The organism is Curvibacter lanceolatus ATCC 14669, from assembly GCF_000381265.1.
GTDB classification, from domain to species: Bacteria; Pseudomonadota; Gammaproteobacteria; order Burkholderiales; family Burkholderiaceae_C; genus Curvibacter; species Curvibacter lanceolatus.
On sequence record NZ_KB906257.1, the window covers coordinates 308,863 to 323,565 of the forward strand.

Consider the following 14,703-nt stretch of genomic DNA (forward strand, 5'->3'; position numbering starts at 1 on the left):
CGTGACCCTGCTTGGCGTTGGCGACGCCATTTGTGCATTTGACGGCTGATTCGCCCCAGTCCCCACCCTTGCCACTATGCCAACCCCAGCGCCTTCTACCCAGATTCGGGTTGCCCTTGTCGAGGACGATGTCGAGGTTCAACACGCCATCGTGAGTGCCATTGAGGCCTCTGCCGATTTGTGCATGGCCTGCCTTGCCAACACCCGGGCTGAAGGTCTGCTTGCTCTGCAAGGTCAGGCTGCAGACGTCTTGCTGGTGGACCTGGGGCTGCCGGACGGATCCGGCTTGGACGTGATTCAGGCTGCCAGACACCTGTGGCCCACCTGTGCGGTCATGGTTTGCACCACCTTTGCCGACGAAGCCCACGTCATGAAGTCGCTGGAAGCAGGGGCCTCTGGCTATTTGCTCAAAGACGGCGAGGCGGGCGACATGCTGCGCGAAATCCGGAGCCTGTATGCCGGCGGCAGCCCCATCAGCCCCATGATCGCCCGTAAGATCTTGACGCACTTTCGCAAGCAGTCCCTGACCAAAGCGCTGGAGCCTGCAGGTCGGCAGGGCAACATCCCCTCAGTGCTGTCCGGGCGGGAGACGGAGGTGCTGGAGTTGATCACCAAGGGATTCACAGCTGATGAGATTGCCAAGGTCATGCAGGTGTCTACGCACACGGTGCAAACCTATGTGCGCCGCATCTATGCCAAGCTGAAGGTCAACTCCAAGGCTGAAGCCATTTACGAAGCCCGATACCAGGGTCTGGTATGACGGCGTCTTGGCGCCCATGACCCAGGCGCATCGCTCCAAATGGCATCGCCAGGGCTCCTGGAGGCGATGCGTTTGCTCTCGGCTGGTTCTCGCTTTCTGTGCGCTGGTCTGGAGTCTCGCCCTGGCCGGATGCGAACAGGCCGTGAGCGAGACGCGTGCCACCCAATGGCGCGAGGCGCAATTTCTATCGGTGCCTGGTCGTGGTTACAGCCGGCCCCCAGCACAACTGACCCCGGAATTTCTGGCTCAGGAAGGCTGGAAGAGCGTCGGGCTCCCGAGTGCTTTCAAGCGCGACGTGTTGGCCGCTGCGGGCCTTGAGGGGCAAACACTGACCGATTGGTATCGGCTGGATTTGAGTCATTTCAATGCCAGTCAAGAGCCCCAATACCTCTACATCCCGCGGTGGAAGACCGTTGGTCAGGTGGCGATCTATGCAGATGGTCGCCTGATGTACGCGTCTCAGGGCAGCATGACGCTGAATGGTTACAACCATCCGCTTCTGATTCCGCTCAACGCCGCCGCCGACGAACTGCTGCCCATGGCGGTCACCCTGCGCATAGACCATTTACGAAACAGCGGCAGCGCTCTTTCCACGGTCTGGGTAGGCCCTGCGAAGGCCCTGGTCTGGCGCTACCAGTTGCGTCAATTGGTGCAGACCCAACTTCCCTTGATCGGCAGTGGGGCCTTTTTGGCGGTGGGTTTTTTTGCGTTGGCCATCTGGATCAAGTTGCGCCGTGATGCGCTGTACCTCATTTTTTTTGCAACATCGGTCATGGCCTTTTTGCGCATGTTGCATTACCACGTGGGTGGCGGATTTCTGCCCCTCTCTGACGAGTGGATGGAGTGGATCAAGACCTGCTCACTGATTTGGCTGGTGGTCTTCTGCCACTGCCTGATGGAGCGCCTGCATCGACTTTCCATGCGCGGCGTGACTCGTTTTCTGATGTTGAGCGCTTTGCTTTGGAGCGCTGTGACCGTCCCCGGTCTGGGTATCCTGCCAACGCTGACGCTGTTGACGCCGATGATCAATATTTTGATGGTCCCGGTTGCCGCGCTGATTTTCTATGACGCTCTGCGCAAAGGGTTTCGTCAGAATTCGCGGGAAACGTGGGTTGTGGCTGGCTGGCTGTTTATCGCAGCGCTGTGTTGCATTTACGATTTATTGTTGCAAACCAATTGGGTGAGCCCGGAGGGCATCTACACCAATCCGTATGCCATCGTCGGTGTTTTCGGCGTCACCCTGTACATCATGTACGGCCGCTATGTGGGTGCAATGGAGAATATAGAACAAGCCAATCTTCACTTGGCCCAGCGTCTGTCGATTCGAGAAGCGGAGCTGATGGCCAGCCATGCGCGTTTGCGCGACATCGAGAGAATCCAAATGCTCAGCGAAGAGCGCCAACGCCTCACGCAAGACATGCATGATGGATTGGGCTCCTCGCTGGTCACCGCGCTGCGCGCGGTGGAGGGCGGTGACATGACGCAGGCCTTGCTCGGTGACATTCTCAAAGCCTGCATCGACGATTTGAAATTGACGATTGATTCGATGGAACCCATCGAAGCAGACTTGCTCTTGCTGCTGGCCACTTTGCGATTCCGCTTGGGTCCCAGGCTCAAAGCGGCGGGAGTGCGACTGAATTGGGAGGTGCAGGATATACCCAAGCTGTCGTGGCTGAATCCGCGCAGCGGTTTGCATATTCTGCGCATCTTCCAAGAAGCATTCGCGAATATTCTCAAACACACTCGTGCCACCGAAGTCCATGTGCGTACCGGGATGCAGGGGCCGAATGTGGTGGTTTCGATTCAAGACAACGGAACCGGCTTTGACTACGAGGCTGTCCGGTTAAACCCCAAAGGGCGTGGTTTGCACAATCAAATGCGCCGGGCTCAAGCCATCAATGGGAGCGTTCAATGGGTATCTGGGCCTCTGGGGACGCAATTCACTTTGTTGCTTCCCCTGTCCGAGGCCGAGGAGCGCTGATCGCACCGCGCCCCGGCTTCCACGGCGGCTGCTCGGGTTCCGCCATGCCAGTTGGATCGGCGGTCGGAAAACGCTGGTTTCAACACCCCACCGGCGCGCACAGCTTGGTCGAACCGTTTGCGCGTTGTGCGAGATCGCAAGGCGTCGATCCCCCCGACAGCAGCCAGGTCGCCTGGCCGCTCAGGGCCGGGGTGAAATGGAGCACAACCCCCCTGTGGAGGGGCTGAATCTCATCCTGGTTGGGCATCCACTTCCTTGAACACCTCTTTGGCGGTGCGGAAGCTGTCGATGGCGGCCGGGGCGCCGCAGTAGATGGCGGTCTGCAGAAACACTTCCTGGATCTCTTCACGGGTCACGCCGTTGGTGAGAGCGCCGCGCAGGTGCAGCTTGAGCTCGTGCGGGCGGTTCAGCGCGGTCAGCATCGCCAGGTTGAGCAGGCTGCGGGTGCGGCGGTCCAGGCCCGGCCGGTTCCAGATCTCGCCCCAGGCGTATTGGGTGACCAGCTCCTGCAGCGGGCGGTTGAAGGCATCGGCATTGGCGATGGCGGCGTCGACGTACTCGCTGCCCAGCACCTCGCGGCGGGTCTGCAGGCCGGCATCGAAGAGTTCCTGGTTCAGAGGCATGGGGGTTCCTTGAGGGGTTTGAAAAAAAGCGAAGGGCTTGAACAGGTCGCGACCCGGGCGCTCAGACCTCGATCACCCGGCCTGGGTTCATGAGGTTCTGTGGGTCCAGGGCACGTTTGATGGCGCGCATCAGCTCCAGCGCCACCGGCGATTTGTAATGGGACAGCTTGTCGCGCTTGAGCGAGCCCACGCCGTGTTCGGCCGAGATCGAGCCCTGGTAGCGCTGCACCTGGTCGTACACCAGGGTGTTGACGCGGTCCTCCTGCTCACGCAGAAACACCTTGGGGTCGCCATCGGCCGGGGCCTGCACGTTGTAGTGCAGGTTGCCGTCGCCCAGGTGGCCGAAATTCACCAGGCGCACGCCCGGGATCTCGCGCTGCAGCAGGGCATCGGTCTCGGCGCAGAAGGCCGGGATGCGCGACACCGGGATGCTGATGTCGTGCTTGATGTTCAGGCCTTCCTCGGCCTGGGCCAGCGGAATGCTCTCGCGCACATGCCACAGCTGGTGGGCCTGGCTGAGGTTCTCGGCCACCACGGCATCGAGCACGAGGCCTTGCTCCAGCGCCAGCTCCAACAGCTTCTCGAAGCGTTCACGGGCGTGGGCCTCCGACTCGCTGTCGGAGTTCTCGAGCAACACGCCCCAAGGCGCATCGTCCTGGCCCAGAAAGGGCACGCGCAGCTGCGGCATGTGCTTGCCCACCAGGCTGAGGGCGAACTGGCCCATGACCTCAAAGCCGGTCAGCCCGGCACCCAGTTGCTGGTGCGCCAGGCCCAGCAGGCTCACGGCGGCCTCCAGCGAGGGCACGGCGGCCCAGGCGGTCAGGCAGGCGGCGGGCTGGGGGAAGAGTTTCAGGGTGGCGGCGGTGATCACGCCCAGCGTGCCTTCGCTGCCGATGAACAGGTTACGCAGGTCGTAGCCGGTGTTGTCCTTGCGCAGGCCGCTCAAGCCGTCCCAGACCTCGCCCTGGGCAGTGACCACTTCCAGCCCCAGGCACAGTTCGCGCGTGTTGCCATAGCGCAGCACCTGGGTGCCACCGGCATTGGTGCCCAGGTTGCCACCGATGGTGCAGCTGCCCTCGGCCGCCAGGCTGAGCGGAAACAGGTAGCCGGCCTGCTCGGCCGTGGTTTGCAGGTTCTGCAGAATGCAGCCGGCCTCGACGGTGAAGGTGAGGTTGTGCGGGTCGATCTGGCGCACCGCGTTCATGCGCGTGAGGCTCAGCACCACCTGGCGACCGCTGTCGTCGGGGATGGAGCCCACGGCCAGGCCGGTGTTGCCGCCCTGGGGCACCAGGGCCGTGCCGGCCGCCACGCAGGCCTTGACCACGGCCGCCACTTCGGCCGTGCTGGCGGGGCGTACCACGGCCAGGGCCAGGCCGCGCGAGCGGCGGCGCCAGTCCTGCTCCCAGGCGCTGAGATCGGTGGCGGGGTCGTCATGGGTCAGCACATGGGCGGCGCCGACGATGCGGATGAGTTCGGAGATCAGGTGGGCAGACATGGTCGAGAGGGTGTGAAAGGGCCCGACGGGCCGGATTCAGGACGGTTGGGCCTGGCGGGCCTGGGCCTGACGCGCGTTGCGCAGGCGCAGGCGCACATGCAGGGCGCAGGCTGCAAACAGGCTGAGGCACAGCAGCACCTCCAGCCCGGCCAGCCAGGCACCGGGCGAGCGGTCGCTGTAGGCGCGCACCACGCCTTCGGTGAAGTACAGCCACACCAGCAGGCTGACCCAGCGGTAGGTGTACATGCGGTTTTTCAGCAGGCCGGCGAGCGGAATGCACAGCGGCAGCACCTTGAGCGCGAGCAGCGAGCCACCGGGCCGCACCGGGGCCAGCACCAGCTCCCAGGCCAGGCCCAGGGCGATCAGCCCGACCAGGCTGCCCACCGCCAGCCAGCGGGTCAGCCGCACCGATGGGTCAGAAGAAAGGGCCGTCTCGCCCGATAGGGCGGCATGAGCCGGGGGGGGAAGGGGGGCGGTGCGATCAGGCTGTGTCATGGCGATGGCATCATAGCGGGCATGTTCGAGTCTGCCCGTTCCACTTCCCCCCGACGCCCCTGGTCGCTACGCCTGATGTTGGAGCTGAGGCATGTCTGGCGCAGCCTGATGCGCTTTCCGTGGCGTGTCACGGCCTTGACCCTGCGTGAGCGCTTCCGCGAGGACCGGCTGGGCCTGACCGCCAGCAGCCTCACCTTCACCACCACCCTGGCGTTGGTGCCGCTGGTGACCGTGGCCCTGGCGGTGTTCACGGCCTTCCCGATCTTTGGTCAGGTGCAGGGCGTGTTGCAGCGCTGGTTGATCGAGAGCCTGGTGCCCGAGACCATCTCGCGCCAGGTGTTGGGCTACCTGACCCAGTTCTCCAGCAAGGCCAGCCAGCTCGGGGTGGTGGGCCTGTCGGCCCTGCTGGTGACGGCGCTGACCCTGATCCTGACCATCGACCGCACACTGAACAACATCTGGCGGGTGCGGCGCCCGCGCAAGCTGGGCCAGCGGGTGCTGATCTACTGGGCCGCGCTCACGCTGGGCCCCCTGGTGCTGGGCATGAGCCTGGCGCTGACGTCGTACGTGATGAGTGCCTCGCGTGGCGTGGTGTCGGGCCTGCCGGCGCCGATCCGGGTGCTGCTGGATTCGGTCGAGTTCCTGGTGCTGGCGGCCGGCCTGGCCGGGCTGTACCACTTTGTGCCCAATACCCAGGTCAAATGGGCCCATGCCTGGACGGGGGGCCTGTTCGTGTCGCTGTGCATGGAACTGGCCAAGAAGGCGCTGGCCGTCTACATGGCCCAGGTGCCCACCTACTCGGCGGTGTATGGGGCGTTTGCCACCTTCCCGATTCTGCTGATCTGGATCTATGTGGCCTGGGTCATCGTGCTGCTGGGGGCTGTGACCACGGCCTACCTGCCCAGCCTGTTGTCGGGGGTGGCCCGCTACGGCACGGGCGCGGGCTGGACCTTCCAACTGGCGCTGGAGGTGCTGGACCACCTGCGCCAGGCGCGTGAGCAGCCCCATCATGGGCTGAGCCTGCCCGAGCTGGCCGCGGTGCTGCAGGTGGACAACCTGCAGCTCGAGCCGGTGCTCGAAACCCTGTGCGATCTGGACTGGGTGGGCCTGCTGCAGGTGGATGAGGGCTCGCCGGTGGCCCGCCATGTGCTGCTGGCCGCCCCGGAGTCCACGCTGCTCGCGCCTTTGCTGGAACGGCTGCTGCTGCAACACCGCAGCAGCGTGGCGCCGTTCTGGGACCGGGCCGGCCTGTCGGGCTTGTACCTGGCAGACGCCTTGCCTGCGGTCCGTTAGCAAGCTCTCAGAACGGCACCCGGCCCAGCCAGATGTCACGGTACATGGCCCAGTCGCCCATGAAACTGTAGAGAGGGCGCTTGAAGCTGGCGGGCTTGTTCTTTTCGAAGACGAAATGCCCCACCCAGGCCAGGCCATAGCCGCACAGCAGGCCATACAGCAGGTACTGCGGGCGCCCGGTGAAGGCCAGCATGGCCAGGCACACCAGGCTCAGCGTGGAGCCCGCAAAGTGCAGGCGCCGGCAGGTGCGGTTGCTGTGCTCACCCAGGTAGAAGGGGTAGAAATCAGCAAAACGGGTGAATTGGCGCGGGTCGACGCTGGGGGCGGCCGTGCTGGCCGTGCTGGCCGTGCTGGCCGTGGTGCTGGCGTGGGCTGAGGGCATGGAGCGGCTCCTGGGGTAGGAGCCGCAGTCTAGGCAGCACCTGCCGTTCGTCAGTGTCGCCCCTGTGTCTTCAGGCCCTCAGGAAATCCCGGATCGCGAACAAGGTGTCGTCGGGCGCCTCGCTCATCTGGTGGTGGCCCACCGGCACGTTCACGCTGCACACCGCCTTGCCTGCGGCCTGGGCCGCCTGGATCAGGCCCTGGGCGGCCTTGGGCGGCGTCATCTGGTCTTGCGTGCCCAGCACGAACAGCACCGGGCAGCTGAGGTCGGCCATGGCCTGCAGGCCCCCGGCGTACTGGTCGCAGGCCTGGAAACCCCGGTGGAACACGTTCACGGAAGGGTTGCTGCGCAGCACGCGTCGGCCCAGCGCCATGCCGCCGCCAAACACCCAGGTGCCCGGCCCCAGCGTGGACGGGGGCGCGCACAGGGTGCTGCGCGAAAAGACGTTGATCATGCGCAGCGCCTTCTCGGGCTCGTTGAGCGAGCTCTCCAGCAGGGCGGGCGACACCTTCATGGGGAAGGCGCAGCCCACCAGCACCAGGTGGCTGACGCGCTGCTGGAGCTGGGCGGCCGCCTGCAGCGCAATCAGCGAGCCCCAGCTGTGGCCCACCAGGGCGGCCTTGTCGACGCCCGCGGCCTGCAGCAGGTCGCCGATGAAGCGGGCGGCCTGCTCCACGCTGGCCGGCGCCTCGCCCGCGCTGCGGCAATGGCCGGGCAGGTCGATGGCCAGCACGTTCCAGCCATGGTTGGCCAGGTAGCGGCTTTGCAGAATCCACACGCTGTGGTCGTTCAGCACACCGTGGATGAAGACCACCGTGGGCTGGGCCGGGTTGAAGGGCTTGCCCCCGGTGTAGCAATAGGTGTCGTGCCCGTTGACCTTGAGGATCATGGCTCAGCTCCCCGCTTTTTCTGCGGCCTTGAGAGCGCGCTTGAGGTCGTCGATGAGGTCGTCCGGGTCTTCCAGACCGATGGACAGGCGGATGGTGCCCTGGCTGATGCCGGCGCCGGCCAGTGCCTCGTCGCTCATGCGGAAGTGGGTGGTGCTGGCGGGGTGGATCACCAGTGAGCGGCAGTCGCCCACGTTGGCCAGGTGGCTGAAGAGCTTGAGCGCCTCGATGAACTTCTTGCCCTGCTCGCGGTTGCCCTTGAGGTCGAAACTGAACACCGAGCCGGCACCCCGCGCCCCAAAGCGCAGCAGGCGCTCGGCCAGGGCGTGGCTGGGGTGCGACTCGAGCAGCGGATGCCCGACGCGGGAGACAAAAGGCTGGCTGGCCAGGAACTCGACCACCCGGGCGGTGTTGCTCATGTGCCGCTCCATGCGCAGGGGCAGGGTCTCGATGCCTTGCAGGATCAGCCAGGCCGAGTGCGGGCTCAGACAGGCCCCGAAGTCGCGCAGGCCCTCGCGGCGCGCGCGCAGCAAAAAGGCCCCCACGGTGGACTCTTCACTGAACACCATGTTGTGGAAGCCGTCGTAGGGCTGGGTCAGCTCGCTGAAGCGGCCGGCCGCGGCCGGGCCGTCCCAGTCGAAACTGCCGCCGTCGACCACGATGCCGCCGATCACCGTGCCATGACCCGACAGGAACTTGGTGGCCGAGTGGTAGACCAGATCGGCCCCCAGCGTCAGAGGCTTGATCAGGTAGGGCGAGGTGAGGGTGGAGTCGACCAGCAGGGGCACGCCGGCCTCGTGGGCGATCGCGGCCACGGTGGGGATGTCCAGCACGTCCAGCCCCGGGTTGCCCACGGTTTCGCCGAAGAACAGCTTGGTGTTGGGGCGCACCGCGGCGCGCCAGCCATCGATGTCACCGGGCTTGACGAAGGTGGTCTCGATGCCAAAACGTCGCAAGGTGTAATGCAGCAGGTTCTGCGAGCCGCCATACAGGGCGGTCGAAGCCACGATGTGCGAGCCAGCCCCCATCAGGGTGGCCACGCTCAAGTGCAGGGCCGCCTGGCCGCTGGCGGTGGTGATGGCGCCAATACCTTCTTCCAGGGCCGACACCCGTTGCTCCAGCACGGCGTTGGTGGGGTTGGAGATGCGCGAGTAGACGTGGCCCGAGCGCTCCAGGTTGAACAGGGCGGCCGCGTGGTCGCTGGACTCGAACACGAAGGAGGTGCTCAGGTGGATGGGCACGGCGCGGGCGCCGGTGCTGGGGTCGGGCGCAGCGCCCGCGTGAAGTGCCAGGGTGTCGAACCCGGGGTCTGAATAGCCGGCCATGCAGGGTCTCCTCTGATTTCTCGTGGGGTGCGAGAGCGCATCATAAAAGGGCTGATCCATGTGGCCCGGGGTGCGCACGCAGAGCTTGCCGTGCTTTGGGCGGCCAACTCGCCGAACTCGTGTCATCAAGGTTGCAAAATCGGTCGGCGAACGGCGAATTCTTCGTTATATTCTTTCCAATCAACCGCCAGGAGACGAAACATGAAAGTCAGCGACATCCTCCGGGTCAAGGGCAACACGCTCTACACCGCCACCCCCGACGAGCCTCTGGCCAAGGCCATCCAGATCATGTCCGAGAAAGACATCGGCTCCCTGGTCGTCATGGAGCATGGCGACCTGGTCGGGATGCTGACCTTCCGCGAGGTCATCATGACCGTGGTGAAGAACGGCGGCGGTGTCGGCACGACCCTGGTGCGCAGCGCCATGGACGACCACCCTCTGACCTGCACCTCGGAAACCGACCTCGACGAGGTGCGCCGCATGATGCTGGACCGCCATGCCCGCTACATGCCCGTCATGAACCAGCGCATGTTGATGGGCGTGATCAGCTTCTACGATGTGGCCAAGGCCGTGGTGGACAGCCAGAACTTCGAAAACAAGATGCTCAAGGCCTACATCCGCGATTGGCCCGAGGAAGACAACAGCGCCAGTTGATCGGTGCGGGCCGCGCTGCCCGCCACCCTCGACCACCGGGCCCCAGGGCCCGGTTTTTCGTTGGGGGGGTCAGCTCAGCCCGACCTCGTTGCGTTGTTTCAGCCACTGCTCCAGCTCAGGCGCTGGCAGGGGGCGGCTGAACAGGTAGCCCTGCAGCACCGGCCCGCCCTGGCTTTGCAGCCAGCTCTGTTGATCCCGGGTTTCGACACCCTCAGCCACCACCTCGATGCTCAGGCTGCGGGCAATGCTCATGACCGACAGGGTGAGGGTGCGCGCCGCCTGGCTGGTGGACAGGTCTTGCACAAAACTTTTGTCGAGCTTGAGTTCCTGGATGGGCAGGCGGTGCAGGTAGCTCAGGCTGGAATAGCCGGTGCCAAAGTCGTCCAGCGACAGGTAAAAGCCCCGGGCATGCAGGTCCTGGATATTGGCCGCCGTGATGGAGCGGGTGTCCATCATCACGCTCTCGGTGATCTCCAGCATCAGATCGGCGGGCTGCAGGCCATGTTCACGCAGCCGGGCCTCCAGCCGGGCCGAAAAATCCGGCTCATGGAAACTCTTGGCCGACAGGTTCAGCGCCACCCGGGGCACGGGCAGGCGGGCCTGGCGCCAACGCACCAGCTGCTGGCACACCTCGTCCACCAGCCAGTCGGTCATGGGGCGGATCAGGCCAGCGTCTTCGGCCACCGGGATGAAACGGTCTGGCGGCACCATGCCCCACTCGGGATGGCGCCAGCGCATCAGGGCCTCCACGCCATACAGGGTTTGCGCGGCGTCGCTGCGGATCTGGGGCTGGTAATGCAGGCCCAGCTGGCCGAGCTGCAGGGCCTGGCGCAGGGCCAGCTCCAGCGCCGCCCGGGCCTGGGTGCGCTGGTTCATCTCGGGGTTGAACAAGCGCAGGCTGTGGGCCGAGTCGCTCTTCGCCTGGTACATGGCCTGGTCACCGTGGCGCAGCAGGGCGTCGATGTCCGGCCCATCGGTGGGGAAGAGGGCGATGCCGATGCTGGCCTGGGGTTGATGGGTCTGTCCATCAATCTGAACGGGCTCGCCAAGGGCCTCCAGCACCCGTTGGGCGGTCTGCACGGCTTGCTCGGCGGAACATCCGGTGAGCAGCAGCACGAACTCGTCGCCGGACAAGCGCCCCGACAGGTCCCGCGGCCGGACGCTGCGCATGAGCCGCGCGGCGACTTCACACAGCAGGGCATCGCCGGCCGCGTGCCCCTGGTTGTCGTTGACCCGTTTGAAGCGGTCCAGATCGATGTAGAGCAGGGCGGCCGAGCCGCCTTCCCGGGCCAGCAGGTCGAGCGCGCGTTCGGCGCTTTGGCGGAACATGGCCCGGTTGGGCAGGCCGGTGAGCACGTCGAAGTAGGCCAGTTGGTGGATGCGTGCCCTGGCCGCCTCGCGCTCCAGGGCGAGTGCGCACAGGTGCAGGCAGACCTCGACCAGCCGGTGGTGCAGCGCGTCTGGCACACGGTGGTCCTGGAAGTAGAAGGCAAAGGTGCCCACCACCTGCCCCTGGTGGTTCTTGATCGGGCTGGACCAGCAGGCCTTCAGGCCGGTGGGCGCAAAAACGGCCCGGTAACCGGCCCACAGCGGGTCGGTCTCGATGTCGGTGACCAGCACCGGCTCGCCCCGCCAGGCCGCGGTACCGCAGGAGCCCGCGCTGGGCCCGATCGGTGCGCCCTCGATGGCCTGGGCAATGTAGGAGGGCATGCTCGGGGCGGCCAGCGGGTGCACAAAGCCCTTCTCATCGACCGCCAGGATGGTGGCCGTGACCTCGGGCGCGATGCGTTCAACCTCGCGGCAGACCAGTTTCATCAGCTCGCTCAGCGCGATCTCGTTGACCATGCCCTCGAGCACCTTTTTCTGCAGCACCTCGTGCATCTTGGTCAGCGTGATGTCGTTCATCACGGTGATCGACTGGGTGCCGCTCAGTGCCCGCGAGGTCTGGTTGACCACCATCGACACCCAGCGGGGCTGCCCGTTGCGGCCATAGACCAGGGTTTCGATGCGGGTGTGGCCGTGCAGCGCCAGCGCGTCGCGGATGGCCTGGGGCAGGTGCGGGTCGGAGTGTCGCCCCAGCAGCACCTCGTCGGGAGTACGGCCCAGCACCTCAGCGGGGCTGTAGCCGAACATGCGGGTGAAGCCCTCGTTCACGTAGCAGATGCGTCGCCGGGCGTCGGTGATCAGGATGGCACTGTCGCTGGCGTCCAGCGCATGAACCACCATGCCCTGGTCCACCTTCGGAGCAGGTGCAGCCGTGGCAGGCAGGGCTGGCTGCCGTTCTGGCTCTGACGGATGGCTTGAAGGCATGGGCGTCTCGCGCTGGGATGTCCCCTGTTAAGCACATCGTAGCAGGGTGTAACAAGGTTGAAGGGAGGGATTTACATGGGTTTTGCCGGCTACATCCGGGCCGTTTGTGAGCTGCGGTCAGCCCCGCGTCACTCTGGGATAATCGCGACATGAGCGGCAATACCCTTGGAACCCTTTTCTCCGTCACCAACTTTGGTGAATCCCACGGCCCGGCCATCGGCTGCGTGATCGACGGCTGCCCGCCGGGCATGCAACTCAGCGAGGCCGACATCCAGGTCGAGCTGGACCGGCGCCGCCCAGGCACCAGCCGCCACGTCACCCAGCGCCAGGAGCCTGACACGGTGGAGATCCTCTCCGGCGTCTATGAGGGGCAGACCACGGGCACCCCGATCGCCTTGCTGATCCGCAACACCGACCAGCGTAGCAAGGACTACAGCAACATCGCCCAGAGCTTTCGCCCTGGCCACGCCGATTACAGCTACTGGCACAAGTACGGTGTGCGCGACCCGCGCGGCGGCGGCCGTTCTTCGGCCCGGCTGACGGCCCCCACCGTGGCGGCCGGTGCGGTGGCCCGCAAGTGGCTGTTCGAGAAGCACGGCATCGTGCTGCGCGGCTGCATGACGGCAGTGGGCGAGGTCGAGATCCCGTTCGAAAGCTGGGACCACGTGCCCAACAACCCCTTTTACGCCCCGGTGGCCGACGTCCAGAACCTGGAAGACTACATGGACGCGCTGCGCAAGGCCGGAGATTCGTGCGGTGCCCGCATCCGGGTGGTGGCCTCCAACGTGCCTGTGGGCCTGGGTGAGCCCCTGTACGACCGCCTGGACGCCGACATCGCCCACGCCATGATGGGCCTGAACGCCGTCAAGGCGGTGGAAATCGGTGCCGGCTTTGCCAGCGTGAGCCAGCGCGGCACCAACCATGGGGATTCGCTGTCGCCCGAGGGCTTTCGCAGCAACAACGCCGGCGGCATCCTGGGCGGCATCAGCACCGGGCAGGACATCGAGGTCAGCCTGGGCATCAAGCCGACCAGCTCGATCATCTCGCCGCGCGAATCGATCGACGTCAATGGCCAGCCGGTGGAGGTGGTCACCAAAGGCCGCCATGACCCCTGTGTCGGCATCCGTGCCACGCCGATTGCCGAGGCCCTGCTGGCCCTGGTGCTGATGGACCATGTGCTGCGCCACCGCGCCCAATGTGGTGATGTGCGCCTGCCGGTGCCTCCGATCCCGGGTTCTGCGGCCTGAACCGGCAGGGTCTGGCGGTGTCTGCTCCTTCGGTGGCGCCGGCCCAGCCGGCGTCCATGCGGGCCTTGCTGCCTTTTGGCGCGCTGTCGGCCAGCTATTTCGCCCACATCGGGTTTTTCAACCCCTATCTGCCGCTGTGGCTCAAGGACCTGGGCCTGCCGCTGCTGGCCATCAGCCTGCTGACCTCGGCGCAGTCGCTGACCCGGCTTTTTGCGCCCTATGTGTGGGGCGCGCTGTCTGACCGCACCGGCGAGCGCGTGCGCCTGATGCGTTACAGCGCCACGGCCGCCCTGGTGCTGTCGCTGGGCCTGTGGTGGCCCCAGGCCGGTGTGTGGTGGCTGGGGGCCGTGCTGCTGCTGATGTTTTCGCACACCAGCGCCATGATGCCCATGAGCGAGGCCGCCATGGCCCATCTGGTGAGCCAGGGCGGGCAGTTTGACGCCAGGCGCTACGGGCGGGTTCGGCTCTGGGGCTCGCTGGGCTTTTTGTTGACGGTGTTTGCGGCGGGCAGCTGGTTCGAGCTGTTCGGCATGGGTCACTTCCCGGGCTGGACCCTGTTCACCTTGCTGGCGGTGGTGGGCAGCACCTGGTGGCTGCCGGACCACCGCGAGGCCGTGCAGCAAGCCCGGCACGAACACTTGCCGGTGTGGCCGGTGCTGCGCCAGCCCGAGGTGCGCTGGTTCTTCGCCTCGATCTTTTTTCATGTGCTGTCGCATGTCAGCCTGTATGTCTTCTTCTCGCTGTACCTGGACTCGCTGGGCTACAGCAAGGCGCTGATCGGCGTGCTGTGGGCCGTGTCGGTGGTGGTGGAGGTGAGCTGGTTCTTCACCCAGAGCCGCTGGCTGCCCCGCTGGCCGCTGACCGTCTGGCTGGTGTTGTGTGGTCTGGTGATGGCCGTGCGCATGGGCTTCACGGCCGCTTTTGGTGCTTCGCTGGCGGTGTTGCTGGTGGTGCAATGTGTGCATGCCCTGACCTTTGCCGCCCACCACACCGCCTGCATCGCCCTGGTGTCGCACTACTTTCCGGCGCGCCTGCGGGGGCGCGGTCAGGCCTTGTTCACGGTGATCGGCTATGGCCTGTCGGGTGTGACCGGGGGGCTGGGCGGGGGCTTTCTGGCCAAGGCCTTCGGGCTCTCCAGCGTGTATTGGGCTGCCTGCGCCATGGCCTTGCTGGGCAGTGCCTGCGCCTGGCGCCTGTACCGGCTGGCGCACCACCTGCGCACTTGAGCCCAGGCGCGGTGCCATGGAGTCG

13 protein-coding genes are annotated in these 14,703 nt (G+C 65.7%); 6 read left to right on the top strand and 7 right to left on the bottom strand.

Annotated features, from left to right (window positions below; translation table 11 throughout):
* Positions 1-76 precede the first annotated feature (76 nt).
* Both F624_RS0111965 and F624_RS0111970 read left to right on the top strand, forming a co-directional pair.
* Positions 77-760, top strand: coding sequence for a response regulator (locus F624_RS0111965; RefSeq protein ID WP_031254804.1), 684 nt, complete (start codon positions 77-79; stop codon positions 758-760).
* A gap of 142 nt (positions 761-902) precedes the next feature.
* Positions 903-2,741, top strand: a complete 1,839-nt coding sequence (locus tag F624_RS0111970; RefSeq protein WP_084679494.1) for a sensor histidine kinase — start codon at positions 903-905, stop codon at positions 2,739-2,741.
* 230 nt (positions 2,742-2,971) lie between these two features.
* Here the strand turns inward: F624_RS0111970 and pcaC are convergent, their stop codons facing one another.
* The 3 genes from pcaC to F624_RS0111985 form a co-directional block, all read right to left on the bottom strand.
* Positions 2,972-3,364 carry a 4-carboxymuconolactone decarboxylase gene (gene pcaC, locus F624_RS0111975; RefSeq protein ID WP_019574547.1) on the bottom strand — a complete coding sequence of 131 codons (393 nt, stop codon included), beginning with the start codon at positions 3,362-3,364 and terminating at the stop codon, positions 2,972-2,974.
* Between the two features lie 61 nt (positions 3,365-3,425).
* The gene (locus F624_RS0111980) at positions 3,426-4,859 is read right to left on the bottom strand and encodes an FAD-binding oxidoreductase (protein WP_019574548.1); all 1,434 of its coding nucleotides are present in this window, start codon (positions 4,857-4,859) and stop codon (positions 3,426-3,428) included.
* A gap of 36 nt (positions 4,860-4,895) precedes the next feature.
* The gene (locus F624_RS0111985) at positions 4,896-5,267 is read right to left on the bottom strand and encodes a DUF2069 domain-containing protein (RefSeq protein ID WP_019574549.1); all 372 of its coding nucleotides are present in this window, start codon (positions 5,265-5,267) and stop codon (positions 4,896-4,898) included.
* 162 nt (positions 5,268-5,429) lie between these two features.
* Here F624_RS0111985 and F624_RS0111990 point away from each other — a divergent pair, with 162 nt between their 5' ends.
* Positions 5,430-6,647, top strand: coding sequence for a YihY family inner membrane protein (locus F624_RS0111990; RefSeq protein WP_019574550.1), 1,218 nt, complete (start codon positions 5,430-5,432; stop codon positions 6,645-6,647).
* 7 nt (positions 6,648-6,654) lie between these two features.
* Here F624_RS0111990 and F624_RS0111995 read toward each other — a convergent pair whose 3' ends face one another.
* The 3 genes from F624_RS0111995 to F624_RS0112005 form a co-directional block, all read right to left on the bottom strand.
* Positions 6,655-7,029, bottom strand: coding sequence for an Mpo1-like protein (locus F624_RS0111995; protein WP_019574551.1), 375 nt, complete (start codon positions 7,027-7,029; stop codon positions 6,655-6,657).
* A gap of 70 nt (positions 7,030-7,099) precedes the next feature.
* On the bottom strand, positions 7,100-7,918 hold the full coding sequence (locus tag F624_RS0112000; RefSeq protein WP_019574552.1) for an alpha/beta fold hydrolase: 819 nt from the start codon (positions 7,916-7,918) through the stop codon (positions 7,100-7,102).
* A gap of 3 nt (positions 7,919-7,921) precedes the next feature.
* Positions 7,922-9,241 (bottom strand): O-acetylhomoserine aminocarboxypropyltransferase, encoded by a 1,320-nt coding sequence (locus tag F624_RS0112005; protein ID WP_019574553.1) that lies wholly within the window; start codon positions 9,239-9,241, stop codon positions 7,922-7,924.
* Between the two features lie 201 nt (positions 9,242-9,442).
* Between F624_RS0112005 and F624_RS0112010 the strand changes: the two genes are divergently transcribed.
* On the top strand, positions 9,443-9,895 hold the full coding sequence (locus F624_RS0112010) for a CBS domain-containing protein (RefSeq protein ID WP_019574554.1): 453 nt from the start codon (positions 9,443-9,445) through the stop codon (positions 9,893-9,895).
* A gap of 69 nt (positions 9,896-9,964) precedes the next feature.
* Here F624_RS0112010 and F624_RS0112015 read toward each other — a convergent pair whose 3' ends face one another.
* Complete coding sequence (locus F624_RS0112015; protein WP_043425883.1) at positions 9,965-12,205, bottom strand: sensor domain-containing protein; 2,241 nt, start codon at positions 12,203-12,205, stop codon at positions 9,965-9,967.
* Positions 12,206-12,354: 149 nt separating this feature from the next.
* On the opposite strand from F624_RS0112015, the gene aroC reads away from it, so the two are divergent.
* On the top strand, positions 12,355-13,452 hold the full coding sequence (gene aroC / locus F624_RS0112020; protein WP_019574556.1) for a chorismate synthase: 1,098 nt from the start codon (positions 12,355-12,357) through the stop codon (positions 13,450-13,452).
* A 56-nt stretch (positions 13,453-13,508) separates the two neighbouring features.
* Positions 13,509-14,678 carry an MFS transporter gene (locus tag F624_RS0112025; RefSeq protein WP_019574557.1) on the top strand — a complete coding sequence of 390 codons (1,170 nt, stop codon included), beginning with the start codon at positions 13,509-13,511 and terminating at the stop codon, positions 14,676-14,678.
* The last annotated feature ends 25 nt before the right edge of the window (positions 14,679-14,703 follow it).

Coding starts and splice junctions, on each gene's coding strand:
- F624_RS0111965 (WP_031254804.1), top strand. CDS start 77: ATGCCAACCCCAGCGCCTTCTACCCAGATTCGGGTTGCCCTTGTCGAG.
- pcaC (WP_019574547.1), bottom strand. CDS start 3,364: ATGCCTCTGAACCAGGAACTCTTCGATGCCGGCCTGCAGACCCGCCGC.
- F624_RS0111980 (WP_019574548.1), bottom strand. CDS start 4,859: ATGTCTGCCCACCTGATCTCCGAACTCATCCGCATCGTCGGCGCCGCC.
- F624_RS0111990 (WP_019574550.1), top strand. CDS start 5,430: ATGTTGGAGCTGAGGCATGTCTGGCGCAGCCTGATGCGCTTTCCGTGG.
- F624_RS0111995 (WP_019574551.1), bottom strand. CDS start 7,029: ATGCCCTCAGCCCACGCCAGCACCACGGCCAGCACGGCCAGCACGGCC.
- F624_RS0112000 (WP_019574552.1), bottom strand. CDS start 7,918: ATGATCCTCAAGGTCAACGGGCACGACACCTATTGCTACACCGGGGGC.
- F624_RS0112005 (WP_019574553.1), bottom strand. CDS start 9,241: ATGGCCGGCTATTCAGACCCCGGGTTCGACACCCTGGCACTTCACGCG.
- F624_RS0112010 (WP_019574554.1), top strand. CDS start 9,443: ATGAAAGTCAGCGACATCCTCCGGGTCAAGGGCAACACGCTCTACACC.
- F624_RS0112015 (WP_043425883.1), bottom strand. CDS start 12,205: ATGCCTTCAAGCCATCCGTCAGAGCCAGAACGGCAGCCAGCCCTGCCT.
- aroC (WP_019574556.1), top strand. CDS start 12,355: ATGAGCGGCAATACCCTTGGAACCCTTTTCTCCGTCACCAACTTTGGT.
- F624_RS0112025 (WP_019574557.1), top strand. CDS start 13,509: ATGCGGGCCTTGCTGCCTTTTGGCGCGCTGTCGGCCAGCTATTTCGCC.